The sequence below is a fragment of the Streptomyces sp. Y309 genome, from assembly GCF_056712025.1.
On sequence record NZ_JBWYAE010000002.1, the window covers coordinates 165,936 to 191,353 of the forward strand.

At 69.2% G+C, this 25,418-nt stretch carries 21 protein-coding genes, 1 tRNA gene, 2 pseudogenes and 1 riboswitch; of the genes and pseudogenes, 11 read left to right on the forward strand and 13 right to left on the reverse strand.

Annotation, left to right across the window (positions count from 1 at the left end; genetic code table 11):
* The first annotated feature begins 1,094 nt into the window (after positions 1-1,094).
* Positions 1,095-1,259, forward strand: a riboswitch (cyclic di-AMP (ydaO/yuaA leader).
* A 2-nt stretch (positions 1,260-1,261) separates the two neighbouring features.
* Positions 1,262-2,026 carry a LysM peptidoglycan-binding domain-containing protein gene (locus AC0KTA_RS40140; RefSeq protein ID WP_481056891.1) on the forward strand — a complete coding sequence of 255 codons (765 nt, stop codon included), beginning with the start codon at positions 1,262-1,264 and terminating at the stop codon, positions 2,024-2,026.
* A 30-nt stretch (positions 2,027-2,056) separates the two neighbouring features.
* On the opposite strand, the gene AC0KTA_RS40145 is transcribed toward AC0KTA_RS40140, so the two are convergent.
* A complete protein-coding gene (locus AC0KTA_RS40145) occupies positions 2,057-2,569 on the reverse strand; it encodes a hypothetical protein (protein ID WP_481056892.1) in 513 nt (170 codons plus the stop codon).
* A gap of 612 nt (positions 2,570-3,181) precedes the next feature.
* Here AC0KTA_RS40145 and AC0KTA_RS40150 point away from each other — a divergent pair.
* Positions 3,182-3,814 carry a hypothetical protein gene (locus AC0KTA_RS40150; RefSeq protein WP_481056893.1) on the forward strand — a complete coding sequence of 211 codons (633 nt, stop codon included), beginning with the start codon at positions 3,182-3,184 and terminating at the stop codon, positions 3,812-3,814.
* Positions 3,815-3,817: 3 nt separating this feature from the next.
* Here the strand turns inward: AC0KTA_RS40150 and AC0KTA_RS40155 are convergent, their stop codons facing one another.
* Positions 3,818-4,594 carry an SAVMC3_10250 family protein gene (locus AC0KTA_RS40155; protein ID WP_481056894.1) on the reverse strand — a complete coding sequence of 259 codons (777 nt, stop codon included), beginning with the start codon at positions 4,592-4,594 and terminating at the stop codon, positions 3,818-3,820.
* Between the two features lie 233 nt (positions 4,595-4,827).
* On the opposite strand from AC0KTA_RS40155, the pseudogene AC0KTA_RS40160 reads away from it, so the two are divergent.
* Positions 4,828-5,195: pseudogene (locus AC0KTA_RS40160) on the forward strand (transposase); the annotation flags it as partial.
* Positions 5,196-5,403: 208 nt separating this feature from the next.
* Here AC0KTA_RS40160 and AC0KTA_RS40165 read toward each other — a convergent pair.
* From AC0KTA_RS40165 to AC0KTA_RS40180, 4 genes and pseudogenes are all read right to left on the reverse strand, one after another.
* Positions 5,404-6,465, reverse strand: coding sequence for a M20 family metallopeptidase (locus tag AC0KTA_RS40165; protein WP_481056951.1), 1,062 nt, complete (start codon positions 6,463-6,465; stop codon positions 5,404-5,406).
* A 74-nt stretch (positions 6,466-6,539) separates the two neighbouring features.
* The gene (locus AC0KTA_RS40170; protein ID WP_481056895.1) at positions 6,540-6,725 is read right to left on the reverse strand and encodes a hypothetical protein; all 186 of its coding nucleotides are present in this window, start codon (positions 6,723-6,725) and stop codon (positions 6,540-6,542) included.
* A 29-nt stretch (positions 6,726-6,754) separates the two neighbouring features.
* Positions 6,755-7,076: pseudogene (locus tag AC0KTA_RS40175) on the reverse strand (IS30 family transposase); the annotation flags it as partial.
* A 91-nt stretch (positions 7,077-7,167) separates the two neighbouring features.
* Positions 7,168-11,409: a glycosyl hydrolase family 18 protein gene (locus AC0KTA_RS40180; protein ID WP_481056896.1), complete on the reverse strand. Its 4,242-nt coding sequence runs from the start codon at positions 11,407-11,409 to the stop codon at positions 7,168-7,170.
* Between the two features lie 212 nt (positions 11,410-11,621).
* Between AC0KTA_RS40180 and AC0KTA_RS40185 the strand changes: the two genes are divergently transcribed.
* The 4 genes from AC0KTA_RS40185 (at position 11,622) to AC0KTA_RS40200 (ending at position 13,639) form a co-directional block, all read left to right on the forward strand.
* Complete coding sequence (locus AC0KTA_RS40185) at positions 11,622-11,801, forward strand: hypothetical protein (RefSeq protein ID WP_481056897.1); 180 nt, start codon at positions 11,622-11,624, stop codon at positions 11,799-11,801.
* Positions 11,802-12,096: 295 nt separating this feature from the next.
* On the forward strand, positions 12,097-12,459 hold the full coding sequence (locus AC0KTA_RS40190; RefSeq protein ID WP_481056898.1) for a hypothetical protein: 363 nt from the start codon (positions 12,097-12,099) through the stop codon (positions 12,457-12,459).
* A gap of 545 nt (positions 12,460-13,004) precedes the next feature.
* Positions 13,005-13,262 carry a hypothetical protein gene (locus tag AC0KTA_RS40195; protein WP_481056899.1) on the forward strand — a complete coding sequence of 86 codons (258 nt, stop codon included), beginning with the start codon at positions 13,005-13,007 and terminating at the stop codon, positions 13,260-13,262.
* 8 nt (positions 13,263-13,270) lie between these two features.
* Positions 13,271-13,639 (forward strand): PIN domain-containing protein, encoded by a 369-nt coding sequence (locus AC0KTA_RS40200; RefSeq protein WP_481056952.1) that lies wholly within the window; start codon positions 13,271-13,273, stop codon positions 13,637-13,639.
* Between the two features lie 339 nt (positions 13,640-13,978).
* Here AC0KTA_RS40200 and AC0KTA_RS40205 read toward each other — a convergent pair whose 3' ends face one another.
* The 3 genes from AC0KTA_RS40205 to AC0KTA_RS40215 form a co-directional block, all read right to left on the reverse strand.
* Positions 13,979-15,184, reverse strand: coding sequence for a cytochrome P450 family protein (locus tag AC0KTA_RS40205; protein WP_481056900.1), 1,206 nt, complete (start codon positions 15,182-15,184; stop codon positions 13,979-13,981).
* A gap of 165 nt (positions 15,185-15,349) precedes the next feature.
* Entirely contained in the window at positions 15,350-16,525 is a 1,176-nt protein-coding gene (locus tag AC0KTA_RS40210) for a cytochrome P450 (RefSeq protein WP_481056901.1), read from the reverse strand.
* A gap of 205 nt (positions 16,526-16,730) precedes the next feature.
* On the reverse strand, positions 16,731-17,264 hold the full coding sequence (locus tag AC0KTA_RS40215) for a flavin reductase family protein (RefSeq protein WP_481056902.1): 534 nt from the start codon (positions 17,262-17,264) through the stop codon (positions 16,731-16,733).
* 220 nt (positions 17,265-17,484) lie between these two features.
* Here AC0KTA_RS40215 and AC0KTA_RS40220 point away from each other — a divergent pair, with 220 nt between their 5' ends.
* Complete coding sequence (locus tag AC0KTA_RS40220; RefSeq protein WP_481056903.1) at positions 17,485-17,760, forward strand: acyl carrier protein; 276 nt, start codon at positions 17,485-17,487, stop codon at positions 17,758-17,760.
* 165 nt (positions 17,761-17,925) lie between these two features.
* Here the strand turns inward: AC0KTA_RS40220 and AC0KTA_RS40225 are convergent, their stop codons facing one another.
* From AC0KTA_RS40225 to AC0KTA_RS40240, 4 genes are all read right to left on the reverse strand, one after another.
* Positions 17,926-19,395 carry an MFS transporter gene (locus tag AC0KTA_RS40225; RefSeq protein WP_481056904.1) on the reverse strand — a complete coding sequence of 490 codons (1,470 nt, stop codon included), beginning with the start codon at positions 19,393-19,395 and terminating at the stop codon, positions 17,926-17,928.
* Between the two features lie 277 nt (positions 19,396-19,672).
* The gene (locus tag AC0KTA_RS40230) at positions 19,673-20,779 is read right to left on the reverse strand and encodes a fatty acid desaturase family protein (protein ID WP_481056905.1); all 1,107 of its coding nucleotides are present in this window, start codon (positions 20,777-20,779) and stop codon (positions 19,673-19,675) included.
* Positions 20,780-20,939: 160 nt separating this feature from the next.
* Positions 20,940-21,218, reverse strand: coding sequence for a hypothetical protein (locus AC0KTA_RS40235; RefSeq protein WP_481056906.1), 279 nt, complete (start codon positions 21,216-21,218; stop codon positions 20,940-20,942).
* 75 nt (positions 21,219-21,293) lie between these two features.
* Positions 21,294-22,409 carry a DUF2156 domain-containing protein gene (locus AC0KTA_RS40240; protein ID WP_481056907.1) on the reverse strand — a complete coding sequence of 372 codons (1,116 nt, stop codon included), beginning with the start codon at positions 22,407-22,409 and terminating at the stop codon, positions 21,294-21,296.
* A 184-nt stretch (positions 22,410-22,593) separates the two neighbouring features.
* On the opposite strand from AC0KTA_RS40240, the gene AC0KTA_RS40245 reads away from it, so the two are divergent.
* The 3 genes from AC0KTA_RS40245 (at position 22,594) to AC0KTA_RS40255 (ending at position 25,292) form a co-directional block, all read left to right on the forward strand.
* A tRNA-OTHER gene (locus AC0KTA_RS40245) sits at positions 22,594-22,680 on the forward strand.
* Between the two features lie 127 nt (positions 22,681-22,807).
* Positions 22,808-23,872, forward strand: a complete 1,065-nt coding sequence (locus AC0KTA_RS40250) for a diacylglycerol/lipid kinase family protein (RefSeq protein ID WP_481056908.1) — start codon at positions 22,808-22,810, stop codon at positions 23,870-23,872.
* Positions 23,823-25,292, forward strand: a complete 1,470-nt coding sequence (locus tag AC0KTA_RS40255; RefSeq protein ID WP_481056909.1) for an MmgE/PrpD family protein — start codon at positions 23,823-23,825, stop codon at positions 25,290-25,292. Before AC0KTA_RS40250 ends, AC0KTA_RS40255 begins: the two co-directional genes overlap by 50 nt.
* Positions 25,293-25,418 lie beyond the last annotated feature (126 nt).

Sequence of the window (25,418 nt, forward strand, 5' to 3'; positions counted from 1 at the left end):
CGGTGACGGAGACCGGCTAGCGGGGGGACTCCTCCGCCGTGCTGGGCTGTTCAATGCTTCCGTGTTGCGCGCAGACACACTCCGTCCGGGCAGACACACTCCGTCCGGAACGCCTCTCGGGCTGAGCGTGCTGGGCATCAGGAATTCTCACTACATCTGCAGCAGTCTCATCCAACTTGCCGCACCTCAGTACATCCGGACTGTACAGGTTCCAACACCTTTCACTGCGCATCTTCTGCAGCACAGGTCAGAGGAACGTAACTACCGCAACATAAGCGAGACTTCACAGCTTCACCCTTTTACATGTGGGCAGGATCCGCCATCCTAAGCATTTCTGACCACCACAACTCCCCCATTTGAGTGGGGCGTTAAGCAGCATACGTACACCGGTGGAACTTGGCCCACCTCGTGCGCGCACCTGGCTTGCGCGCCTCGCACGCCGGCCGCCAGGCGATGCCCTTCTCTGCAAGTGACTCTCTTGAGCTTCGCGTCCAGCCGCCCCAAGCGGCCACTCCCCCACCAACGGCTCGTGGCCCAGCAGCACATGGCCGCTGCCCCCAGTTCCACGGCCTACTCCGCCCCGCAGCCCGGTGCCAGACCATCTCGCAGCCCTCGAACCGGCTGCGCCGCATGCACACGGCTCGTCGACTTCGCTGCGCTGCCCAGTCCTCACCGTTCAGGCCCGCTGCGGCACTGAAGACCGACGAGATCCGGGTGACACCGCCTCTGCGCTATGTCCGCCTTTGCATGAAAAGCCACTTCTTCACATCATTAATGACGTAAATGAAGTGCTGCCCGTATTGCACTTGCTCGTGCGAAATAGCGCGCTCTGATATGCCGTTGAACCGCATTCCGATCTGCATCCGATTCAGTGAAATGGGTCACATCAATGGCGGTGGTCCGCGGATCCGTTGAGCGCACTTCTGTTCTGCGCAAAGAGAGTTGAGCTTTTCGATCAAAGAGGGCGAGGGATTCTGGTCGCCAGGGACGGACCTCACGCATTCCCTATTCGAATTCGGGCCTTGTTCCGTCCGGGCTTTCTCGCCTAACGTCACCGTCGATCCGGATGGAACGCCGAATCCTGCCGCTGTCCGGAAACCCTCCCACCCACTCACTAACGCACGGCAGGAGCGGGGGACCCAGGTAAGGCGCCGATCCGGATTCCGGAACGGCTCGGGGTGAAGTCGCATTCGCAGTGCGACCGGACATCTCCCGTCCGAACCCGACAGCTCACCTCGTAGGCGACGGAGAGGAATTCGTCATGCCTGCAAAGGGAAAGCACCGCCGTCCCAAGTCCAGTCCGCTCACCCGGGGCATCGCCGCCGCAGGCACGGGCGGGGCCGTGCTCGCTCTTCCGGTGCTCGGCGCGACCACAGCCGGTGCGGCGCAGGCCGGCACGGCTGCCAAGCCCTCCGCGGCTCCCAAGACCTATGTCGTCGTCGCGGGCGACTCCCTCTCCAAGATCGCCCGAGAGCATTCCCTGAGCGGCGGCTGGAAGAAGCTCTACCAGGACAACCGCAGCGCCCTCGGCGACGACCCGAGGCTGATCCGTCCCGGTCTCAAGCTCACCCTCGGCAAGAAGGGCCCGGCCGAGCCCGCGGAGAAGCCGGCCGCCTCCAGGGCGTCCGCCGAGCGGGCGGACCGCTCCGAGCGCAACAACGCGATCGCCGCCGAGCCCGCCGCTGCCCCGGCGAAGAAGTCCTACACCAACGACCTCGACGGCTGGATCAGGGAGTCGCTCGACATCATGGCCCAGCGCGGCATCCCCGGCTCCTACGAGGGCATCCACCGCAACATCATGCGCGAGTCCTCCGGCAACCCGCTGGCCACCAACAACTGGGACTCCAACGCTGCCGCCGGCATCCCGTCCAAAGGGCTCCTGCAGGTCATCGACCCCACCTTCGCCGCCTACCACGTGCCCGGCACGTCGATGGACAGCTTCGACCCGGTCGCCAACATCACCGCCGCCTGCAATTACGCGGCCGACCGCTACGGCTCGATCGACAACGTCAACGGCCCGTACTAAGGCCCGTCTTCAAACAAGCGATGCCGCACTTCACACGTGCAGGGCTCTCTGACGTAGGACGTGAGGTGCGGATACGTGGCCGTCGCGCAGGACTGAGGCTTCTACGAGCACAGCGATATCGGCGGCCAGCGAGCGGTCGGCGCCTTCTTCTGCCAGCCAACGGGCGGCGGCCACCGTGCCGTGGGTGGACCAGCCGCCGATGAGTACGACGCGCCTGCTCGGGTTGAGGGGGTTCGGGGCTCGGACAACATAGCCGCAGTCCCGGATCACCTCACTGTCTGCGGCCTCTCCCTGGTATGCGGTGCCGTCCCAGGTGATCTCTCCTCCGCTCAGATGGAACGGCAAGGACTCCGTCATGGCGGCCAGGAGGCGGTGAGCGACCTCGTTGTTCTTCGGTCCGCCGAGGACGAGCAGGTCGTGCTCCATCTCATGGCCCGGCAGGTGGGCCGATAGCCGGACCTTCTCCAGGTCGAGGTCTCGGTAGGCGTGGGTGAGGGAGGGGACCAACAGGGACAGGGCCCGGATTTGGCCCAGGCCAGCCACGGGGCGCTGGTATCGGCCGGTGTCTATGTGTGCGGTGTCCAGAACGACGGAGACTCACCTGCCCCCGAATAGCGCCATGTGCGGCGCGCGGGCAGCCGTCTGGCCATGAGCCAACGCGCCAGCCCGGCGATGCTGGTGAGTACCGCGGCGACCACTGCGCTGAGAACCTGCGAGCCCACAGCTCCCACAACGCTGTCCATGTCATTCGCCCCCTCCGGTCCTGCAGACCCTAGCGCTGGCAGGTGTTCAGGACCGTCTCTACCGGATCATGGCCCGGGTGTGTCGGGCCTGCACCTCGTCGATGCGGGTGCCGGGCCGGACCAGGGCGCGGGTGATGGCCAGATGCTTGATCACGTGCGAGCCCATCGAGTCGGCTTGAGGAGCCGGCGCGCGAGTGCGCGCCGCAGCCCGATCACCGGCCCGCCACTGGGCGAGCCGCTTGACGTAGAACGGAACGGATCACCGTCCAGGCTGGCGTGCTCGATGACGATGACCTGAGAGCCCAGCACTCTGGCTTCGACCAGCGGTGCACCAGGGGCAGCCGGGACTCGTTTCCCACCCAGGTTTCCCCCCACTCCTGCACATGCCGCAGCGGCTGTGGATACTGCCCCCGTGACTGATCACTCTGTTTCTCTGATAGCCAATCTGATCACTGTCTTTCTCGCTCTGGCGATCGGCACCCGGATCGGATACATCGTCGCCAGCCGCGGCACAACCCACCAACTGCATGTGATGGAGCGGCACTTCGAGACCAGTCGGCAGCTCTTCGAACGCCAGCAGGAAATGCAACGTGAGATCGACCTGCACAGGCGGTCACGCGACGAACTGAAGAGCAGCTACGAAGTGCTCGGTATTTGGCTCCACCGGGTGGGCCAGACCGTCGACGAGATCCACTACGGGGCGGCTTCCGCCGATAAGAAGATGCGGAACAAGGCCGAGGCTCTCATAAGCGTCAGACTCTGGGAGGCCGTCTCGCCGCCAGCCAGCGCGGCCGCAGCGGAGTTCTACTGGAGCCCGGACGTCCTGCGGAAGATCCGCGAACTGCAGGGCCCCTACGCCCAGTTCGTCTCCCACACCCGGCTGGCGATGATAGAGGAAGAGTCCGACGGCACCCCGCAGTCCTCGCGGTTCAGCCAGGACGCCTGGCACGACTGGCACGAGTTGCACTCACTCATCGCGGACATCAAAACTCAAGCACGGGACGACCTGATGGCCCTGCCTCCCTCTTTGAACGAACGCACTTGAGTGTCAGGACGCACCCGCGCGTCTGCGGAACCCCGGAAAGGCGATTCGCCTGCGCGACACCTGTGCCTGCTCATGCACTGCCTCCACATACAACGGCGTCGCCACCACCAGCCGGTGAACCCACCGCGGACGATCAATGTCCATCAGCACGATGGCATGCCCACGCAGCCGCCCACGGGTAGACGGCGGATACTCCCTCTCGATCCAGCCGTGCACCCCGAACGCCGCATCCTCGATGAGCACCTCACTGCGGTGATACGGCATGAGCTCGTTGAGGAACTCGGGGACCACATGCAGCCCGCTCTCCTCGCGGCGCTCGACCTCAAGAATCAGATCATGCAGCCATGTGGTGTCCGAACCCATTCGGCCATTCGCACACACCTGAGTGCGCAGATGCTGCACCGACCCGCACAGCATGAGCCCCAGATCACGCGGCTGCCCGGCTACCTCTGCAGGGACCTGCCCGACAAACAGTGCAACATCCTCAGGCGGTCTGCCACTGTCCTCATGGACGGCCACCTGAGCCATGTCCACGTCGAAGCTGATCCATTGATTCACCTGAAGATTCCGGGTGGTGAACGGCACCGGCGCGAACCGCCGCTCAATGGTCCGCTTCGCCTTCTCCACCAGCGCATGCGGGGCCATCGGCTCCGCCGTACTCTCCCAGGACCGGCTCCCCGACACTTCGATCAGCGGCGGAACCTTCACTGACGCCTGTAACCCCTGCTGCACAATGGCAGGCCGCATCCCGAGCCGCCCGTAGAGCTTGCGCTCCGACACATAGACTAGATCCACAGCGCTCCCCCGCAGTTGCTTCCGTAGCGTGCGTGACGATACCGAGCACCCGTCGGAAAGGCCGCACCACGCGTCAACGAGGGCCGCATCACGGACGTCAAGCTCCAGAAACGACTGGTGGCAGGACGTGCCGGCGTCCCGCTCCTCCGCCACCGCGTCGTCCCGATCGCCAACTTCCGCCGCCGCTATGCGGACCGGTCGACCGTGGCGCCACCGAGATGATCTCGGGCTACGAAAGTCTTGCCAGAGCCACGTTCACTTGTACGCCGACGGTCGCTCGTGCGGTGTTTCCCAGGGGCTGTCTGACGATGCGGATGCGCGACGTGCTGGGCCCGGTGGTCTTTGCCGACGCCGACTTCGAGGACCTGTTCCGGTCAAGGGCCGTCCGGCGGTGTCGCCAGCCCGGCTGGCTCTGGTGTCGGTGTTGCAGTTCACCGAGGGGTTGACCGACCGTCAGGCAGCGCACGCGGTCCGCTCATGCCTGGACTGGAAGTACGCCCTGGGCCTGGAACTGACCGACATAGGGTTCGACTTCTCCGAGCTCAGCGAGTTCCGTGCCCGTCTGGTCGAGGCAGATGCCAAGCGGGATTTGGAGCACTCCAATCACTGGCCTGCGCAGGGCGAACTAAGCCTTATCGGAGCCCCACCCGGCCACTGCGGCCGACCGAGGAACCCCGTTGAACTCAGGACCAGTGTCGGCCTGTGGGCTGGACGGCAGCAGGAAGGCCTGTCGGAGAGCTGATGATTGCCGGTCCACATCAGATTGCGGATGGATCTGACGTGGACCGCGCGGCTCAGGCTGTCCGGATCGCGTTCACCAAGCCGGTCACCAGGTCCGCTCGTTCGACCATGCTCCCGACCACCAGGTATTCGTGGTCGGCATGGGCCCCGCCACCGACGGCTCCGAGGCCGTCGAGGGTCGGCACCCCCAGCGCGGCCGTGAAGTTGCCGTCGCTCCCGCCGCCCACGGCCACGGCCTCGATGCCGGGCAGCAGCCGGCTCGCCATCGCGAAGAGCTCTGTTGCCACGGACTCGGGCATCGGCGGTCGGCCCACGCCACCCCGCACCTCGATCACGGCTCCCTCGACATGCGGCGTCAATGCCGCGAAGGCTGCTTCGACGCGGTCCTTCTCGTTTCCCGACTCGACCCGCACATCCACGATCACGGTTGCTTCAGCCGGGACGACGTTGCTCTGCGTTCCGGCTGAAGCGATGGTCGGGGTGACCGTGGTGCCTGCTTCAGGACGGCTCATCGCCTCGATTCGGAGCACCTGGTGAGCGGCCTCGACCAGAGCGTTTACGCCGGCTTCGGGTTCGAGACCGGCGTGCGACGCCCGGCCGGTGATCAGCACTTCGAACGTGCCGCACCCCTTGCGGCCGGTCTTCAGCCCACCACCCTCCGCCGTGCCCTCGAGCACCAGCACCGCGCCGCACGCCCGTGCGCGTTCCTCGATGAGGTCCCGCGAGGTGTGGGAGCCGTTCTCCTCGTCGCACGTCACCAAGATCTCGACGCCGGTCAGGTCCTCGAGCGCGGCCAGCCCGTGGATCGCCTGCACCAAGCCGCCCAGCATGTCGAAGACGCCCGGACCGGTCACCCGCCCGTCTTCGGCCACGAACGGGCGGCGCTCCAAAGTGCCGAGCGGGAACACCGTGTCATGGTGTCCAAGGATCAGCACCCGAGGTTCACCCCCGCCCGACCAATGTACGTGCGGACCCGCCTCGCCCTCGACAAGGACGGCCCGGCCGCCGAGGCGGCTCTCCAGGATCCCGGCGACAACCTGGGCTGAACCGGCCAAGGCGGTTGGATCACCTGAAGGCGATTCGATCTCGACGAGAGTCCTAAGGTCGTCGAGCATCGCGTCGACGGAGAGGGGAACGGCCGTGTGTGTGATCACGGCACGACGATAACCGGCCGACGGAACGACCTCGCTCACGAGGGTGTGAGCAGGACGCTGTTGACCGCGGAACCCTGCTGGGCGTTGACGATCAGCCCGCTGCCCGGCGCACCGTGCCGGACCCAAACGCTTGAGATCTTGCGATCGAACATGAATGGCCCCAGGTCGAAGGGAACTGGCTTGGTGTGCAGCTGCCCGGTCCGCTCGTCCAGGAACGTCATCTCCAGCTGGTCGGGCCCGCACCACCCTGGCTGCGGCCCAGTTCGGCCGCGATGGCCCGGATGGTGGCCTTCTCCCGCAGCCGGTCGGCGATGTTGGATGCGCTCGTCCTCGCGCAGGTACCGCGATGCGGTGGACCGTGGCGTCCGCGGAGCAAGCGCGGGCGCCACGGTCCGGTTGGGACTCGTCCTGTCGTTCCGCCATTCACGGCTGGTCCTCAGGTTGATCCCGACGACCCGGCAGGCTTCCATGTCCGAGTGCCCCAGCTGCATGAGGCGGAAGTATTCCTCCCGCTCCCGGCGCAGCTTCTTAGGCCCCTGAGCCTTCCGCGCCTTGCGGATCTCGAAGTCCATCGCATCCCCTGAGCTGGGGTGTTGTGACGACCACTAGAACTCAAGCCCCGGCGGGGCTCACACCCCAGGAACCTGGGACCTCAGGGCAGCATCAGCTCGCCCGCCCCAACTTCCGCCAAGGAAACACCTCCTTCCCCTGGCTGTCCCGCTCCGATGTGCCCGGTTCGACGGTCGTGTACCAGGACGACGCCCAGTACGACCCCTTCCAGGAGACGTAGGCGCCGGTCGCCGGGTCGGCGGTGTTGCCGCTCCACAGGTGGGTGCTGGAAGTCGTGGCGCCGAAGGCGGCCTCGACGTCCTTGCCGCTGGCCGAGCGGAGGGTGAAGAGCTTGCCGTGGGCGGGGGTGGAGGGGGAGCCCTCCGACCCCGTCGCCGGGTCGATGGGGATGAAGTGCCAGCGCTGGGCCTCCGAGGAGGCGCAGTTGGCGGTCCTGATGTCCTCGCGGGCGCCGGTCGCGGTCAGGCACTTGCCGGCGTTGGTGAGGGTGTACCAGCCGTTCCCGGCGCTGCGGGGGGTCCAGAGCTGGTTGGGGTTGCCGGGCTGCGGCTCCACCAGGTGGGCGCGGTTCTCGCCGGGGTGGTGGTCCATCAGGTTGCCCTGGTACTCGAACTGCCAGCCCTTGTCGCCCTTGTCCCAGGCCGCGAAGGTCCGGCCGACCGTCTTGCCGTGCGCGGAGCCCTGCTTCCACTCCGGGGCGCCGCACTCCTTGGCGTCACCGGTGTCCGGCTCGACCGTCCGTACGCCCTTGCGGTCGTCCTGGACGGAGCCGTACGTGTGGTCGCCGGTCGACACGGTGATGTTCGCGGGGCCGGTCACCGGCAGGTAGTACTTGAGGCCGATGTCGTGGGACTTGCCGGGCGCGATGGCCTCGCAGAAGCCGAGTTTCAGCGTCACGCGGTGGAAGTCGGCCTTCAGGCCGCCCACGTTGGGCCCGGAGCGGCCGGGTTTCACCGCGTCCTTCAGCTCCGACCAGCCGTCGTCCTTGAGGAGCGGGGACGTGGACGTGGGCAGGTCGAAGGAGATCTCGGTGCCGGTGCCGAGGCTCCGTTCCGTGTTGTTGGTGATGCGCAGCTTCGGCTGGATCGGCCACATGTCGCCCTCGGCCGTCGAGTAGTCGACGAACTCGGCGGAGACGTCCACGACTTCGTCGGGGAGGGGAGTGTCACCGGCACGTTCCGTCTTGTAGCCCCCGGAGGCGTGCAGCGCCCCGTCCAGGCGGCTGGTGACGTCGTACCCCATGCCGTACTCGCCGTTGGCGCGCTTGGTGTAGTCGCCCGCCAGCTCCCACAGCATGACGCCGCCGATGCCGTTGTCCTTCACGTACTGCGCCTTGGCGTCGATCGAGGCGTCGTTCTCCGTGGAGAGGAACACCTTCTTCTCGGCGTTCCACAGCCACGACGCCTTGAGCGTGTCGTCGTACTTCTGCGTGTACGTGCCCTTGAGCTTGCCGGACTCCTTGTCGGCGTCGATGTAGGAGGGGAGGTAGCCGGGGGTGATGCCGTCCTGGAGGTTTTGGGCGTGCCACAGGGGGTTGGAGCCGGAGGCGACCTCCTCGCCCCGGGTGCCGAGGTCGTGCCAGACGTTGTCGATGCCCTCGGCGCCGTGGCCGCAGTCGACCTTCTCACCGGTGCCGGGCTGGCAGGCGCCCTGGTCGGGGAGTGACGAGGTGCCCCACAGGCCGTCCGTGCCGCCGGAAACGTTCTGCCAGCCGCGTGTGTAGTAGGGGACGCCGAGGTTGATGCGGCCGGGCGGCAGCGCGCCCCGGTAGTAGCGGTACGACCAGTCGACGTTGAAGTAGCCGGTCTTGTCGAACTCCTTCTCGTCGTAGACCTTCGCGGCGGCCAGCTCGGCGTCCCTGCCGTCGTCGTACAGCGGCGCCTGCGGGCCGACGTACTTGTTCCAGGAGCCGTGCAGGTCGTACGACATGACGTTGACGAAGTCCTGGTACTGGAGGGCCTGGCCCGCGTCGTAGCCGCGTACCAGGTAGCCGGAGGCGGAGCCCGCCGAGGTGAGGAGGTAGTAGCGGTCCTTGTCGGCGCCCGCGCGGTCCAGCTTCTCGCGCAGGGTCTTCATCAGCGCGTTGTAACCGGCCTGGAGGCCCTTGCGGCGGCCGTTGGACAGCTCCCAGTCGGCCGGGTTGCCGCTGTCGGGCAGCGCGGTGGGGTACTCGTAGTCGATGTCGACGCCGTCGAAGCCGTACCGGTCGAGGAAGGCCGTCACCGAGTCGGCGAAGGTGTCGATGCCCGCCTGGTTCACCGAGCCGTCGGCGTTGGTGGCCATGGTGTAGAAGTTCTTCGTCTCGGCCCAGCCGCCGACCGAGATCAACGTCTTCACCTGCGGGTGCTTCTTCTTGTAGCGGTTGAGGAGATTGAAGTGGCCCTTGTACGGGAGTGAGTCGTCCATCTCGGCCCCGCGCACGCCCGGCCAGGTCATTCCGGTCGCTGGGTTCTTCGGGTCGTCCGTGTCGCCCACGGAGATCTTGTCGCCGCCGTCGACGCTCGCGAAGGCGTAGTTGACGTGCGACACCTTCGACCAGGGGATGTTCTTCGCCAGATAGCGCGGGTCGCCCTTGGCACCGGTGCGCCAGCCGGTGAAGTAGCCGACGACCCGCTTGTCGTGCCCGTTGCCGCCGAGCCACTCGCGCCCGTCGTCGCCGTACACCCTGCAGTACGGGGTGTCGACGCCCTTCGTCGCGGCGAGCCCCTCGGGGCGGCACCGCTCGTGCGGGCCGGACGTGGAAGGCTTGGCGGAGCGGTCGTCGGTGGCGTTGTCTACGGGGTCACCGGCGCTGCCCGTGGAGGGCGGGGTCTCGGGCGTGCCGCCCATGCCCGGGGTGTCGCCGTGGTACGTGTACTGGTTCATGGCCTTGACGGCGGCCATGGGGTCGCCGTCCTTGTACTGGTCGACCGCGAGGAAGTTCGGCTTCTTGCGTGCGGCCGGCATGCAGAAGCGCTCGGCGCGGTTCTGGAGCTTCTGGTTGTCGTTGCGGTAGGTGGGATCCAAAGGGGCGTCCCGGAAGTGGTTCATCACGTACAGGCGCCGGAAGTTCTTGTCCTCGTGGGTGAGCGGATGGCCCCAGCGGCTGTAGCAGCTCCAGTCGGCGTTGCCGATGCCGAGCCCCATCGACCAGTGGTTCTGCACGGTCCAGTCCTGGTCGTACATGAACCCCAGCTTGTTCTTGCCGTTCTCCTTCTTGCCGGCGTCCCCGTCGCCCGTGAAGAGCAGCAGGCGTTTGCCCGAGTCGACCATGGACTTGACGGTCGGCCAGCCCTTCTCCTTCACGTCCTCGGCGTCGGGCCGGAAGACCATCTTGGCCGCGTCGGTACCGGGGCGGAGGTCGTCGCCGAGTTCCCTCTCCAATTGTTCCGCGGTCGTGTAGTCCTCAAGGAAGACGGTGACGACCGCCTCCTTGTCCTCCTTCATGTAGGCGACGATGTCCTCGAAGATCTTGGAGAAGGTCATGGTCGAGGTGGCTTCGCCGCCCAGGCAGCTGCCGTGACACATGCGCACGCGCCCGTTGGCGTAGTGCCCGTCGAGCATCACGGACCGGACGCCGTCACGGAGTTGGCGGGACACGGAGTGCGGTTGGTTGGGCGCTGCGGGCGCCGGCGTGCCCTCCGAGTCCTCCGAGTTGAAGAACGCGTTGTGCGTCGTCAGGAACGTCATGTCGTCGAGCTTCGGATCCGACGGCATCGGCGACTTCGGCGGATTGATCGGCGTGACGTACCAGTCCTGCTTCTCGGGGGTCGGTTTCCCGGGGTCCGGTTTCCAGGCGTCCACCCAGAGCGGAGCCTCCTTTTCCTCCCCGCCCCGCAGCCTGCGCTCCGACCCCGGCACGTGGATGCGGTACCGGTCACCCTTCTCGTGCCGGAATTCCCAGTCCGTCTGCTCGTTGCCACAGGGCTCGACCCCGAGCCGGTCGCCGCTCTGCTCGGCAACGCACTGCCCGTCCCAGTCCGGGTTCTTGATCTTGTACGTTCCGTCGGCGTTCCGGGCAAACTCCCACTGCTGTTGGTCCTCGTCACCCTTGGGGCGGTGGGTGGCGACCGGGTTGTTGGTCGCCGACATGTTGTAGCCGCTGTCGGCGTTCTGGATGTAGAACTTCCCGTCCGTCGGCGGCCCCTCGTCCTCGCTCGCGGCGGCTTCCGTGCCCGCCGTCGCCGACAGGGCTCCCGCCCCGCCGGTCGCCTTCGCCGCCGCCGGTGGCCGTGGCTTCTGGGGGCGGTCGGGCCTGGTGGGCTCCTCCGGGCTGTCCGCCGCGACCGCGGGGGGCGCGAGCAGGGCGAAGGCCAGTGCCGCGCACCAGGCAGCCGCCGTGCGTCTCTTACGCACAGGGACGCTCCCTTCTTCTTGCCGGTCTTCTTGCCGATTCCGGGCGCGGACGCGCCCGCGGTGAAGACTGACGGGGAGCGATCTTTGATTGATCAACGTCTTATGAACGCCGCGGCGAAGCCCAGTTACGCCGCAGAGCAGCGCCAGTATCACGACAAGCACAAGCTGAGCAGTGGGAAGTTGGATGAGGACTCGGAGCCGGGGGTGTGCGCATGCCGACCGCGATAGCCGTCACCAGCCCGGAGCACGCCACCGAGGCGTACCTGATGCTCAACATGTGCGAGCTCGAGTTCCAGCCCAAGGCGGCCGTCGCGCTCGTGCGCGATGCGGTCTCCAGAGCTCTCGGCGTGGCCCGGATCGCTCGCCAACTGCGTGACTGGGCCAGCGCCTGATCCGTCTTCCGCCAGTCCAGGCCGTCTACGAACGGTGGTGGGGTTACGAGAAGGTCGGCGAGCAGCAGCCCTTCCCTGACTCTCCCATGTTCGTGGCCATGATGCGCGTGCTGCCCTGACCCGGCCGGTGTCAACGGGTGGTGGATGTGGTGCTGGCGTCGCTGAGGGCCTGGGGCTTGGCCGGTGCGTTGTGTGGGACGAAGTAGGTGATCTCGTTCCGCTCCGTGGGGCTGTTTTGGCTTTTACGATCACCGCGGGTCTCCAGGGGGGAGGCCCGTCTCTTTGGGGAGGAACCATGTCCGGAGTTTCCAGACGGTCGGTGCTGGGTTATTCGGGTTCGGCGGCGGCGGGTGCGGTGCTTGCCTCTGCCGGGTCGGCGCACGCGGAGGACGGCAAGGGTTCACAGGGTGCCCAGGTGGGCGAGGGCAGCCAGGCGGGGGTGGCGTTCGAGCCGGGGACTCAGTTCAGCGGGCGGGTCCAGCACGGCACGGGTTATGCGGAGGTGTCGATGACGTTCAGTGTCCGGCACGAGGAGACCTCCGGGCAGCAGGAGATCTCGCCTGCGGAGATCGCGGAGGCCCTCAATGAACTTGCCGCCCAGCGTGGCTGGCCGCGTATCACTTTTTATGGGACGCCGCCGAAGGCCCCGCTGAACTGATGCGAGGCACCGGTCGGGGCCCGCTCCCGTGCCGGGAGGCGATCCGGTGCGGGAGGAGGGCTGCGGCGCTTGGGTGTAGCAGGCCCGAGGCCGCACCCCAGGGGCCGGCATCCTGCTCGTCCACACCGCTGGGTGCGTGAACTGCTTCTGGGCAGCCAAGTCGATGTGTCCGACGGAGCGCTGTGGTCGGTGCGGTTGTTGAGGAGCAGTTGGTCCGGGCAGAGTGACTGTGCCCGGACCGGCGGGCCGGGCATGCTGGGCGCCGGTGGTGTGACCGTCATAGCCATGGCAGGCGATAGTGAAGGCATGGCCGAGCAGTCCTCATCGTTTCCTGGCCGGTGTGGAGGCGAAGACCCCGGCCGACGAGCCGCTGCTGGCATCGCTGATCGCGGCAACCGATACCGGTTCACCGGAGCTGTATGGGCGGCTGGCGAAGCGGCTCGGCCGCGCCGTCCCCTCGGACCTGGCAAGAGCATGGGCGCTCCAGAACGGCAACGGGTACGGGTACGTACCCGTACACTGGTGGTGTGGGAAGGAGTACGACGATGTCCGATGCCAATGTCCGTATCCCCGAGGAAGCCAAGGACCGCCTGGCGGCGATCGCGGCTGCTGAGGGCCTGTCGCTGCGTGCCTACCTCGCCCGGCTCGCCGGGACGCTGCTCACCCCGGCTGAGCGCGCCGAGCGGGCCGAGAAGGCCCGGGCCGAGCTGAAGGAGTGGAACGGCTACGCGCCGTCAGCGGCCGAGCAGCAGGACCTGGACGGTGAGCTGGACCGGCGTCTGGCCCAGGTGAGCGCCCGGTGAGCGATGCCATGCACATCATCCTGGATGACACGGCGATGGCCGCGGCAGGCCGGGGCAACATCCTTGCTTCCCGCCTGATCCACCGCGCCCACGCCGAACCCGGCTGGTTCCTGTACGCCCCCGCGTGCGCGCTCGTCGAAGCCGACCGTGCCCGGCCCGGCGCGGCCGGACACCTCGCGGCTCTGCCCGGCATCACCGTCCTGGACCTGGACCTGCCCGCCGCCTTGGCGGTGGCGCGGCAGGAGACCTGGTCCGCGGCGCACAGCCAGTACGCGGCGCAGCCGACCGCGGACCGTCCCGACGGCGCGATCGTGGCCACCACTGCTCCCAGCCGCTGGGCGGGCGAGCCGGTCCGCATCCTGGATCTCACCCCCTGACCCACACCACCCTGACGGTGGCCCCGCCCGAGTTCGGCGGGGCCACCCGTGCTTTCTTCAGCCCGTTTGGAGGAGGTTGAGCACGGCCCGCTGGCAGACGGCGTACACGGTGGGAGTTCCGCGAGGCGGGCTCGCTCGTCGATGCCCTGCAGTCGTACGGCAGGCCGAACCTGGCGGCCGCCCGGATGCCCTCGCCCGCCCCGGCCAGCAGGTTGCCGATGTTCGATGGCCCCGCGGTCTTCGCCCGCACCGTCAGCCGTCGCAGGGGCTGTGCGGGCTCGCGGTGACCGTGGCGGTGCGGGCCCCTTCAGGCCCTGGGGGCTTGCGTGGTGCGGTGGTTCACCAGCGTACGGGGAGTTCGCGTATGCCTCTGATGAGGAGGCCGGGGACCGGGGTGAGGGTGGTCAGGTCGGTGTCGGCGGCGAGGTGGGGGCAGCGCTCGAGGAGGGTCTGCAGGGCGGTGCGGGTCTCGAGGCGGGCCAGAGGGGCGCCCAGGCAGTAGTGCGGGCCGTGGCCGAAGGCGAGGTGGCCGCGGGCGTCGCGGCGGATGTCGAAGCGGTCGGGGGCGGTGAAGCGTGCGCTGTCGCGGTCTGCGTCGGCCAGGACGATGCGTACGGTGGAGCCGGCCGGGATGAGGACGCCGCCCATCTCGATGTCCTCGACGGCCAGGCGTTCCAGGGAGGACTCCACCGGGCCGTCGTAGCGCAGCATTTCCTCGATGGCACTGTCGAGGAGGTTCATGTCGGCGTGGAGCAGGGCGAGTTGGCCGGGGTGGGTGAGCAGGGCGCGTATGCCGTTGGTGATCAGGTTGACGGTGGTCTCGTGGCCGGCGATCAGCAGCAGGCCGCACATGCCGATCAGTTCGTCGCCCGAGAGGCGGTCGCCGTCCTCGCCGGCGGTGTGGATCAGTGCGCTGAGCAGGTCCTGGCCGGGATCGGTGCGCTTGGCGTCGATGAGGCGGGGCAGGTAGGCGGCCTGTTCGGCGTATGCGGCGGCCTGGGTCTGCGGGCTGGTGGGGGACATCATTTCGTTGGAGAAGCGGCGGAAGTGGCCCCGGTCCAGTTCGGGGATGCCCAGGAGTTCGCAGATGACGGTCATCGCCAGGGGAAAGGCGAGAGCGGTCACCAGGTCGGCGCTGCGGTTGCCGGCTGCGGTCATGGTCTCGACGAGGGCGTCGGTGATGTCCTGGACGCGCGGGGCCAGGGCCTGGATGCGGCGCGGGGTGAATTCTGCTGCCACCAGGCGGCGCAGGCGGGTGTGGTCGGGCGGGTCGGACATCGCCATGTGGGCCAGGCCCGGGTCGTCGGGGGCGGTGTTGATGATCTGACGCATGTCGCCCGTGTGGCGCCAGTCGCGGCTGAGCCGCGGGTCGGTGAACGCGGCGCGGCAGGCTTCGTGGCCGAGTACGAGGTAGGCATGGGTGCCCTCGGGGGTGCGTACGTGGTGGACCGGGCCCTGGGCGCGCAGTTTTGCGTAGGCGGGGTGGGGGTTGCGGGTGAAGTCGGGGGTGAGCTGCTGCAGGTCGGTGGGGCCGGGGGCAGGCAAGGGTGAGAGCGCCTTTCTGTGGCTGGGCTCGTGTGCCGGGCCGGTCGGGGTGTTCTCGCGGCCGGGTGTCGGGGAGGGTGTCGGTTCCCGGCCGCGAGCAGGGGCCTGGCCTCATGGGGGGGCGGCTGCGGGTGGGTGCGGTGCGGCCTCGGGGTGTTGGGGCGGCTACCAGGTCACCGGGAGGTGTTCGAGGCCGTATACCAGGCTCTTCTGGCGGAAGGTGAGCTGGTCGACGTCGCCGGCCAGGCGGATGTCGGGCAGGCGGGCCAGCAGGGAGGTGATGGCTATCTCGACCTCGCGGCGGGCCAGGGAGGCGCCGGCGCACAGGTGGGTGCCGAAGCCGAAGGCGACGTGCCGGTTCTCGCCGCGCTCGAGGTCGAAGCGCTCGGGGTCGGGGAAGGCGCCGGCGTCGTGGTTGGCGGCCGGCACGGCGAGGATCACCAGTTCGCCGACGGTCATGTCCGCGCCGGAGAAGGTCATGTCCTCGTCCACGACGCGCAGGACGTTGTCCTGGGAGACCGACCAGAAGCGCAGGGACTCCTCGACGAAGGCGGTGATGCGCCCGGGGTCCTCGATGAGCCGGTCGCGGACGTCGGGGTTGGTCATCAGGGTCAGGGCGCTCAGCGCGATCTGGCTGGTGGTGGTCTCGTAGCCGGAGACGAGGATGAAGCGGACCATCGGCAGGAGGTCTTCGCGGGGCAGTTCGCCGGTCCGGACGCGTTCGGTGATCAGACGGCTGATCAGGTCGTCCTGGGGCCTGAGTTCACGTTCGGCGATGAGGCGGTTGAGGTAGGCGTTCATCTCGTAGTAGGCGGCCCAGGATTCCTCGGGCTTGTCCAGGCTCAGGATGGTGCGGCTCTGTTCGGCGAAGGTGCGGTAGTCCTGCTGGGGTACGCCCAGGAGCTGGGCGATGACCTGGGTGGGCAGGGCGAGGGCGAACTCGGCGTACAGGTCGAGGGGGCGCGGGAGGGTTTCGAGGCGGTCCAGGAGTTCGTCGACGAGTTTCTGGATGCGCGGGCGCCATTCCTTGATGCGGTGGGCGGTGAACTCCGTCATCATCATGTGCCGCTGGCGGCCGTGTTCGGGCTCGTCCATGCGCCAGAAGGAGTTCAGGTTCTCGCCTGGGGGCAGTTCGGTGCGGGCGCGGCCCATCTTGTTGTCGTCGGAGCTGAAGCGGGGGTCGTTCATGGCCTGGCGGACGTCGTCGTAGCTGGTGAGCAGCCAGGCCCAGCCGCCGTCGGGGAGGTCCACCTTCGCCGGTCCCTGGGCGCGCAGTTCGGCGTATTGGGGGGGTGGGGACATCGGGCACTGGCGGGTCATGGGGTAGGTGGGGTTCGCCATGTCACACGTCCTTGGATGCGTTGCCGGTCGGGGGTTGCCGGTCGACAGCCGACCGTAGGACGGCGCGTTGACGTGCTGCTGACTGGTGCCTGACAACTCGCCGGGGTGGTGGGCGGCGTGTTCGGCCCGGTGGAGGGGTGAGGCGGGGCGATGTCTGTGGGGGGGCGGTGTGCGGATGTGTGTGGGGGTGTGTGTGGTGTGGGGGTCAGGCGGCGGGCTGGGCGGGGGCCGGGGTGTGGAAGCCGCGCCGGTACCACAGCAGGGGTGGCGTGGCGTGGTCGCGGATGCGGATCTGGCGGGGGGTGGCGAGCAGCAGGTCGTGGTCGCCGGCGCGGATCACGTCCACGGTGGTGCAGCGCAGGAGCACCTTGGCGTCCGGCAGGCAGGGCAGGCCGGCGGTGTCTTCCCAGGCGTCGAAGTCGCCCGGGGCGAAGCGGTCGACGCCGCGGGCAGCGAAGCGCTGGGCGACGGGGCGGTGGTGTTCGCCCAGGAGGTTGATGACGAACTCGCCGCTCTGGGTCATGGCGCGGTGGCAGCTGGAGGTCAGGGCGATGCCGACCATCACCAGCGGCGGGTGAAGGGAGACGGAGGTCACCGAGCTGGCGGTGAACCCCCAGCGCCGGCCGGCCGCGTCGAGGGCGGTCACCACGCTGACGGGGGCGGCCAGCAGCGCCATCGCATCCTTGAAGGCCTGGGCGTCGGCCGTCACCGGCTTGGTCTGCTCCTGGACGGGGGTCATCGGTGCTCCTTCATCGGGCGGGCGGCAAAGGGCGGTGGGGCGGGCTTGCTGGAGACGATGCCAAGAACCACTCAAGACCCGCTCAAGGCTCCCGGGGGCCGCCTGCCGGGGCTGGCCTCGGTCAAGTGGCGGTTGAGTGGCGGGGAGCAGGATGGCTTTCGCAGGCAATGGGCGTAGGCACTTGCCGACGGACCACGTGAGGACACGTAAGGAGTTGCTCATGGCAGACAGGGAGCCGGTCATGTCCGAGAGCGAGATTCTCGGCTGGCTCACGCAGAGGCTGGGCGCTCAGGTGTCCCTGCCCGTTTCGCAGATCAGTCCCGACGTCCCCTATGTCGAGTACGGCCTTGACTCGGTGGCGGCCCTGGGCCTGTTCGGTGACATCGAGGAGGAGTTCGGTCTCGTCCTGGACCCGAGCATTGCCCTGGAGTACTCGACGCTGTCCTTGATGGCGCAGTTCCTGGCCGCGGAGCAGAAAGAGGTCGTCCACAGCTGAGTCGTCCGGCCGGACGTGATGGATGACCGGCCGGCCGGTGAGGGGGCGGGGCCGGATCCCTATCGGGGGGATCCGGCCCCGCCGGCTGTGTGCGGCCGGGGGCGGCGGGCTGTACGGGTGCGGGGTGCGGGTCGGTGCCGGGACCGAGGCCCGGGGGCGGGGGCGTCAGTCGCGGTCGACGGAGACGCCGGTGGTGCGCGGGCCCAGGAGCAGGACCACCGCCACCAGGGTGCCCATGGCGCCGGCGATGACACCGAACATCGGGCCCGGGCCGTGCGTGTCGAGGACCGGCAGCAGAACGAAGGGCAGGGCCGCGGCGCTGAGTTTGGACAGCGAATAGGCGAGCCCGGTGGCCTGGGCGCGGATCGCCGTGGGGTACTGCTCGGCCAGGTAGACGTGGCTGGCGGTGGAGAAGATGTTGCTCACCAGGGTGTAGGCGATGCCCAGGACCATGATGAGCGCGGCCGATCCGGCGTAGGCGAAACCCAGTCCGGACAGGGCCATCGCCGCGGCCGAGAGGGCGACGAGCCGTTTGCGTTCCATACGGTCCATGACCGGGACCGAGAGCAGCGCGCCGACGGGATAGCCGAGGAAGGACACGGCCGTGAAGCCGATGCTGGTGACCACGTCGTATCCCTTGGCCGCCAGGATCTGCGGGGCGAGCGCGCCGAAGCCGTAATAGCCGACCACCGACAGGGTGCAGAACAGCCACAGCATGGCCGTGCGGCGCCGGTAGCGGGCCCGGAACACCTCGCGCAGACGGGCCGGGCGGGCCGCCCGGCCCGCCGGGGGGCGGGCGGTGGCCAGGGCCTCCACAGACGCGGAAGGCCCGGCGGGTGCGGGCGCGGCGGGTGCGGGCCCGGTGAGGGCGGGAGCAGACTGCTGGGGCTGGGGCTGAGGGCGCTGGGCGGCGGGGACTTCGGCCTCCATGCGCGCGACCAGCTCGTGTGCCTGCTGCTCCTGGCCGTTGGCGGCCAGCCAGCGCGGGGATTCGATGAGGTTGCGGCGCAGCGTCCATACGACGGCCGAGCCGAGAGCGCCCAGGACGAACAGCCAGCGCCAGCCGTCGATGCCCAGCGGGCTGAGCGGCACCAGCCACAGCGCGGCGAAGCCGACCGCGGGCACGCCGCAGAAGGCCAGGGTGTAGGCCCAGGCGGTGTAGCGGCCGCGCTGTTTGGCGGGCAGTACGTCGGCCAGGTAGCAGTCCGAGAGGGACTGTTCGGCGCCGATGCCCACGCCGGCGAAGAAGCGGGTCACGATCAGCCACGCGGCGTTCGGGGAGAAGGCGCCGAGCAGGGAGAACCCCGAGTACAGCGCGAGGTTGATGAGGAAGGCGCGGCGTCTGCCGTAGCGGTCGGCGACGCGGCCCAGGACGACGGAGCCGACGAACTGGCCGATGAAGGCCGAGGCGAGGACGAGTTTGAGGGTGGTGCCGTTGAAGGCGAAGTCCTCTTGCAGGACTTGGGAGATGGTGCCGGCGAGGTTGTTCTCGAAGGTGTCGAAGAGCAGGCCCACGCCGACCACGGCGGTGAGCCTGCGGTGGGTCGGGGTGATCGGCATCCGGTCGATCCGGTCGCCGATGGTGGGCGTGGGCGCCGCCACGGGTTTTTCCCGCAGCGCCGTCGGCTGGGACATGGGGCTCAGAGCTCCTGGGATGTGTGGTGGGAGCGGGCTCAGGTGCGCCTCCGCCCCGGCCGTCGGCCGGGGCGGAGGCGAAAGAGAGGGGGGAATGGGGGGGTGGACCGGGGAGGCCGAGAGGGGTGGCCCCCCCGAGAGGGGTGGCCCCGGGGGGAAGCGGGGAGGGGGAAGCGGGGACGTGGACGTGGGGGGCCGGTCCGGGTGTGGGGGCGGGGTGTTGGGGAGTGTGGGGGTGTGGGGCAGGTGGTGCTGTGGCCGGTGCAGGGGGTGGGGGTCAGGCGGCTGCGGGTTCCTTCTGCCGGGTCGGCTCGCTCACCTCGTGCAGGAAGGTGGCGACCTGCCGGTAGGACTCCCAGAAGCCGACCTCGACATACGGGATGCCCCGCTCGGCGCAGTAGTCGCGGGTGAGTTCGCGGGCACGGGCCAGGTGGCGCTGCGGCATCGCCGGGAACAGGTGGTGCTCCACCTGGTAGTTCAGGCCCCCGTACAGGAAGTCGATCCACCAGTTGGGGCGGATGTTGCGGGAGGTGAGGACCTGGCGCTCCAGCCAGTCCAGGGTCTCCTTCTCGCCGTCGCGGACCTCCATGCCCTTGTGGTTGGGGGCGAACATCAGGCCGAAGTAGACGCCGAGCGCGGCGTGCTGCACGGCGATGAAGGCGATGGCCTGCCACGGGGTCAGGACGGTGAACACGGCCGTCAGGTAGATCACGGTGCGCAGGACCACCAGGGCGATCTCCAGGTGGCGGTGCTTGGCGCCGCTCTTGGCCAGCTCCTTGATCGTGGTCTTCTCCATCTTGTAGCCCTCGAGGACGAGCAGGACGAAGAAGAGCACCCGCTGGTGGCGCACGATGAAGCGCTGCAGGGGGGTGCGGGTGGCGTACTGCTTGATGTCGAAGATCGCGGTGCGGCGGCCGATGTCGGGGTCGAGGCTGATGTGGTTGGGGTGGCTGTGGTGCCGGTTGTGGTGGTTGACCCACCAGGCGTAGCTGACCCCGCTGAAGAAGTTGGCGTGGAAGTAGGCGGTCAGGGTGCCGATGCGCTTGTCACGGAACATCGCCTTGTGGCCGACCTCGTGCCACATGTAGGCGCTCTGCACCCCGCACAGGCCCATCCACACCGCGACCGGCATCTGCCACCAGGACTCGCCGATCAGGAAGAACGCGACCAGGCCGGCCAGGATGAGGGACATGTTCAACGCCAGGCGGCGGTAGTCGTAGCGTGTGTCGAGGTCCAGCAAGCCCTCGGCCTTCACCCGCTTGAGCAGCTCGGCGAAGCTGGCGGAGGCGCCCTTGCTGCTCTGCTCCCCCGTCGCGACCGCCAGGCCGGGATCGAGCTGCCGTACCGTGCCTGGCTGTGTCTCGGTGATGTTCGGAGACTGCATAGAAGGATCTCCTTGGGCAGGACGTATCCCGGCGCCGGGCGCCGGATGAAAAGCACGCTTCAGCGTTGTCCAGCGTGCTGATGAGGCGCTGATGGCGCCCTGGAAGACCGCCGGGGGCGGGCGGGCCCTTCCGCTCAACGGGGGTGGTCCGCCCGCCTGTTCACGCGGCGCGCTCCCCCGCAGGCGCGGGCGCGGGGGTGGGTGCGGGGGTGAGGCGGGTGTCCAGGGTGTGCAGGACGCCGTCGGCGGCGCGCGCGACGTGTACGTCGTCGGGGGCGCCGATGACGGCCATCAGGGACTCGACGAGCTGCTGCTGCAGGGCCTCGGTCCCGGCGGGGGCGCTGCGCTCGGCGGACCCGGTGGACTCTGCGGGCCTGGTGGACTCTGCGGGCTCGGTGGGCTCGAGGGGCTCGGTGGACATGGGGGGCTCGGTGGACATGGGGGTCTGCTCCTTCCTCCCCTCCCGCGAAGAAGAGGGGCGGGCGGCGGGAAACGGTGGTGGGGTGAGGGGGCGTCAGAAGGCGTTGCAGGCACGGAAGATGTGCGCGAACGCCGTGACGGACGGCGGGCCGTCGAAGGCCACGTACTCGGTGATCGGCTCTTCGGGCGCCCACTTCTCCTTGTAGGCGAGCTGCGTCTGGGCGGGGTACAGCGCCGCGCCCTGCTCCCACAGGAAGTGCATCAGCCACTGGAAGGACGCGCTGTGGCCGGGCAGTTCGCGGGCGGCGTCCAGGCCCGTGAAGGGCGTGAAGCCGAAGTGCAGCCACTCGGTGCCCTCGGCGCGCAGCACCTCGATGACGTGGGAGTTGATGGCTTCCATCAGGCCCGGCGTGCCGTCGGGGATGCGCCGGCTCAGGTCGTGCATCCAGCCCGCGCGGCTGCCGTACACCGGCGAGTAGGAGATGTAGCCGACGGGCTTGGCGTCGATGGTGCCCACGAACAGGCGGCGGTGTTCCTGGGCCCGGCCGCCCAGTTCGCCGACCAGGAAGGTCAGCGGGCGTGCCTGTTCTCCCTTGGAGCCCAGCCAGGCGGTGTCGATCTCGTCGATGGCCGCGCTCATGTCGTGTGCGGACACCTCGGTGACCTGAAGGCCGCTGCGGAAGGCCCGGGAGATCTTGTTGCGCATGCGCATGAAGCGGCTGCCGCGCAGGGTGAAGTCGGGCAGGTGCACGACCCAGGAGGAGCCGAACTGGTTGACGGTGAAGCCGCGTTCGGCGTAGACGGCCGCGTCGTGGCGCTGCAGCTGGGCGCCCACCACGCTTCGGCCCTGGCCGTGGGCGTGGGCCACGAAGGCGTCGAGCAGCGGTCGGTAGGCGTCTTGGGCGGCGAACGGGCCGCCGAGCTGGACCAGGTAGCGGCCGGCCTGGCGGTAGGCGATGACGCCGTCGAGGCCGGGGGCGGTGAAGGCGCTGGTGTGCCGGCTCATCGCGAGGAAGGCGCTGGGGTTGTCGGCCTGGGTGTGCGTGCGGATGGCGCGCAGGACGGTGTCGTACGCGGCTGTCTTGCCCGGTGCGGTGTGCTCCGGCACCGGCGCCGGCACCGCAGGCGACGCCGTCGAGGCGGCCGCTGTGGTCGGCTCGGTCGCTGCGGCCGGCGTGGTCGCTGTGGTCATGGTGGTCGTCGAAGACATCGAGTCTCTTCCTTCCCACTCTGGATCGGGACTGGACTGGGGGCAGTAGAGCACTGGATATTTGAGTCTCGGAAGAGCGGGAATTCGGGGCCCGATCGGGGCGTCAGCGGCCCGTCAGGCGAATATCAGAGACGGGTGTCAACGTAATTCCCGTGACCGGGAGGGAAATTGCTCCCGGGAACTGGGAGAGGTGCCCGGAGTGGCTTATCGGGGACCGGAGTTCGCTTCAGTCGGGTGCAAGCCCACGCAGGTTCGAATCCTGCCCTCTCCGCCTCGGGCCCGTGGCACGGAATGTGCCACCCGTACAACGGAATGCGGCACCCGGAAAACGGGATGCGGCACCCGTGCATTCGCGCCTGCCCGCCGGTTCATCGACGCAGCGTCTGGAGAATCGCCTCATGCCGACCCCGGCATCCCCTGCCCCCCGGCGGGCCCTCGTCGTCGTCAACCCCACCGCGGGCACGGCCCGCTCCGGCCTCGTCGAGCAGGTGCTGCGGCTGTGCCGGGAGCACCTGGAAGCGGTCGCGGTGCACCGTACGACGCACCGCGGCAGCGCCGGTGAGGCCGTGCGCGCCGCCCTCGCCCCCGCGCGGGGGCCGGGCGTGGATCTGGTGGTCGCGGTCGGCGGTGACGGCACGGTGCACGAGGCCGTCCAGGCACTGACCGCCACCGACACCACCGACACCGCTGGCCCCGCGCACACCACAGACACCGCGAACACCGCCGGCACCGCGCACACCGCCGCGCTGGCCGTCGTGCCCGCGGGCACCGGCAACTCCAGCTACCGCATGCTGTGGGCCGACAGGCCCTGGCCCCAGTCCCTCAAGGCGACCCTGACGGGCGAGCGGAGCGGGGCGCGGCTGCGCCGCATCGATGTGGGGCAGCTGGCCGAGACCGGCGCGCCGGTGCTGCTGGGGGCCTGCTCGGGGCTCATCGCCGAGGGGCTGATCGCGGCCCGCGCCGTCACCGCCGCGGGGCGCGAGAAGTACACCAGGGCCCTGCCCGAGGCGGCCGCGTCCTTCACCCCCTACCCCGGGCGCGTCACGGTCGACGGGCGCGTGCTGCACGAGGGCCCCACCGTCCTTGCGAACGTGGGCGGCGGCCGCCACCGCGGCGGGCAGTACCTGCTGCTGCCCGGCTCCGAACTGGACGACGGGCTGCTCGACGTGTGCGTCGTCGGCGCCGAGGTCGCCCCCGCCGAGGTGGCGCGCCTGGCCCGGGCGGGCCTGCTGCACACCCGCGCGGGCGTGCTGCACGGCCGGGGCCGGCGCATCGTCGTCGAACGCGTCGACGGCCGTCCCCTGCGTTTCGAGCACGACGGTGAACTGCAGCACCTGACCTGGCCGAGCATGACCGTCGAGGTGCTGGCGGGCGCGCTCGCCGTCTGGGGTGCCCCCAAGGAGGAAGTGACGCGTGCCGATACTCAAGGAGCTGTGCCGCTGGGCGGCGTGGCTGCGACCTGAGGACATCCCCGACCGGGTGCAGGCCCTGGCCTCCAGCCAGCTGCTCTCCCAGCTCGCCTCGATCCGGGCGGGGGCCGCGCACCGGCTGGGCCGGCGCCTCATCGAGGGCTTCGGGCCGCCGCTGCAGGCCGACCCGCGCACCTCCGCGTGCGTGCTGTCCGGGCTCGGCTCCTGGCTGAACCTGGACGACACCGCGTACGCGGGGCATCTGTCGAACTCCACGGTGTCGGTGCCGCTCGCCTACGCCTACGCCCGGCGCCTTGACGGGCCCGCGCTGCTGGCCGCGGTCGTCGCCGCCAACGAGTGCGCGGCCCGGATCACCGCGGCCGCCACCCTTGGCCCGCTGCGCGGCCACAGTGCGGTGCACACCCATCTGGCGGGCGCGGTGTGCGGGCGGCTGCACTGCGAGGGCGCCGACGACGCGGTGTGGTCCAACGCGCTCGGGCTGGCCTTCGCCATGCCCAACTGGCCGCTCATGCGGGCCTTTCTGGCCAGTGACGCCCGGCTGTTCAACACCTTCACCCCGGTGCGCACCGCGATGGACTCCTGCGACGCCGCCCGCGCCGGGCTCACCGGCGCGATCGACATCCTGGAACACCCCGACGGGTTCCTGGACCGTTTCGCCTCGGTGCCGCTGCCGGACGCGGTCAGCGCCGGCCTGGGCACGCGCTGGCACACCGAGACCCTGTCGTTCAAGATGCACCCGGGCGGCCCGGGCGTGGACGCGGCCGTGGACTGCGCGGCCGCGCTGCACCGCCAGCTCGGCCCGTTCGGGGAGCAGGACATCGAGGAGATCGTCGTCGAGGCCTCCCTGTACACCCTGTTCGCGGGCAAGAAGGCGGCCTCCTACATCGTCGGGCCCGGCTCGCCGCTGGGGGCGCTGGTGCTGCACACCCCCTACCCGGTGGCCACCGCGCTGCTGACCGGCGGCCTGACGGTCAACGACTTCGCCGCCCCGCTGCTCAACGACCGGGCCCGCTGGGCGCTGGCCGAGCGGGTGCGCCTGGTGCACGACCCGGAGCTGACGAAGGCCCTGTTCGCCTCGGAGGCCCCCTTCGGCGAGGCGGTGCGCCAGGCCGGTGACGCGGCCGGGCCCTGGCTGCGCGCCTTCGCCGGCGAGGAGGCGGCCGAGCTCGCCCGGAGCGCGGCCGGCACCACCACCCGGGAGGCCTTCACCTCCTCCGCCAAGGCCACCGGCGCCCGGGTCACGGTGCGCCTGGCCGACGGGCGCACCGCCAGCCGCCGGCGCATGATCCCCGTCGCCGCGGCCGGGGCGCACACCCGCGCCCACCACGGCGAGCTGATGCGGGAGAAATTCCTGGAATTCGGCGGATCCCCCGAAGTCGCCGACGCCGCCGCCCACCTTCCGTCCATGGACGCCGACGCGCTGCAGCACTGGATCGCCTCGGCACTGCGGTAATTCACGAGGCGCTGCGGTAATTCACGAGGCGCTTGTCAGCAGCGGGTCAGGTGCCGCTGAAAACATCGGTTCCCAGTGGGCGATGAACCCGACGGGCCCATGAACCCGGGGCCGATGAACCCCATG

Coding starts and splice junctions, on each gene's coding strand:
- AC0KTA_RS40170 (WP_481056895.1), bottom strand. CDS start 6,725: ATGACGTTCCTGGACGAGCGGACCGGGCAGCTGCACACCAAGCCAGTT.
- AC0KTA_RS40190 (WP_481056898.1), top strand. CDS start 12,097: ATGTCCGGAGTTTCCAGACGGTCGGTGCTGGGTTATTCGGGTTCGGCG.
- AC0KTA_RS40225 (WP_481056904.1), bottom strand. CDS start 19,395: ATGTCCCAGCCGACGGCGCTGCGGGAAAAACCCGTGGCGGCGCCCACG.
- AC0KTA_RS40250 (WP_481056908.1), top strand. CDS start 22,808: ATGCCGACCCCGGCATCCCCTGCCCCCCGGCGGGCCCTCGTCGTCGTC.
- AC0KTA_RS40240 (WP_481056907.1), bottom strand. CDS start 22,409: ATGTCTTCGACGACCACCATGACCACAGCGACCACGCCGGCCGCAGCG.
- AC0KTA_RS40140 (WP_481056891.1), top strand. CDS start 1,262: ATGCCTGCAAAGGGAAAGCACCGCCGTCCCAAGTCCAGTCCGCTCACC.
- AC0KTA_RS40230 (WP_481056905.1), bottom strand. CDS start 20,779: ATGCAGTCTCCGAACATCACCGAGACACAGCCAGGCACGGTACGGCAG.
- AC0KTA_RS40185 (WP_481056897.1), top strand. CDS start 11,622: ATGCCGACCGCGATAGCCGTCACCAGCCCGGAGCACGCCACCGAGGCG.
- AC0KTA_RS40200 (WP_481056952.1), top strand. CDS start 13,271: ATGCACATCATCCTGGATGACACGGCGATGGCCGCGGCAGGCCGGGGC.
- AC0KTA_RS40220 (WP_481056903.1), top strand. CDS start 17,485: ATGGCAGACAGGGAGCCGGTCATGTCCGAGAGCGAGATTCTCGGCTGG.
- AC0KTA_RS40235 (WP_481056906.1), bottom strand. CDS start 21,218: ATGTCCACCGAGCCCCCCATGTCCACCGAGCCCCTCGAGCCCACCGAG.
- AC0KTA_RS40195 (WP_481056899.1), top strand. CDS start 13,005: ATGTCCGATGCCAATGTCCGTATCCCCGAGGAAGCCAAGGACCGCCTG.
- AC0KTA_RS40215 (WP_481056902.1), bottom strand. CDS start 17,264: ATGACCCCCGTCCAGGAGCAGACCAAGCCGGTGACGGCCGACGCCCAG.
- AC0KTA_RS40165 (WP_481056951.1), bottom strand. CDS start 6,465: ATGCTCGACGACCTTAGGACTCTCGTCGAGATCGAATCGCCTTCAGGT.
- AC0KTA_RS40210 (WP_481056901.1), bottom strand. CDS start 16,525: ATGGCGAACCCCACCTACCCCATGACCCGCCAGTGCCCGATGTCCCCA.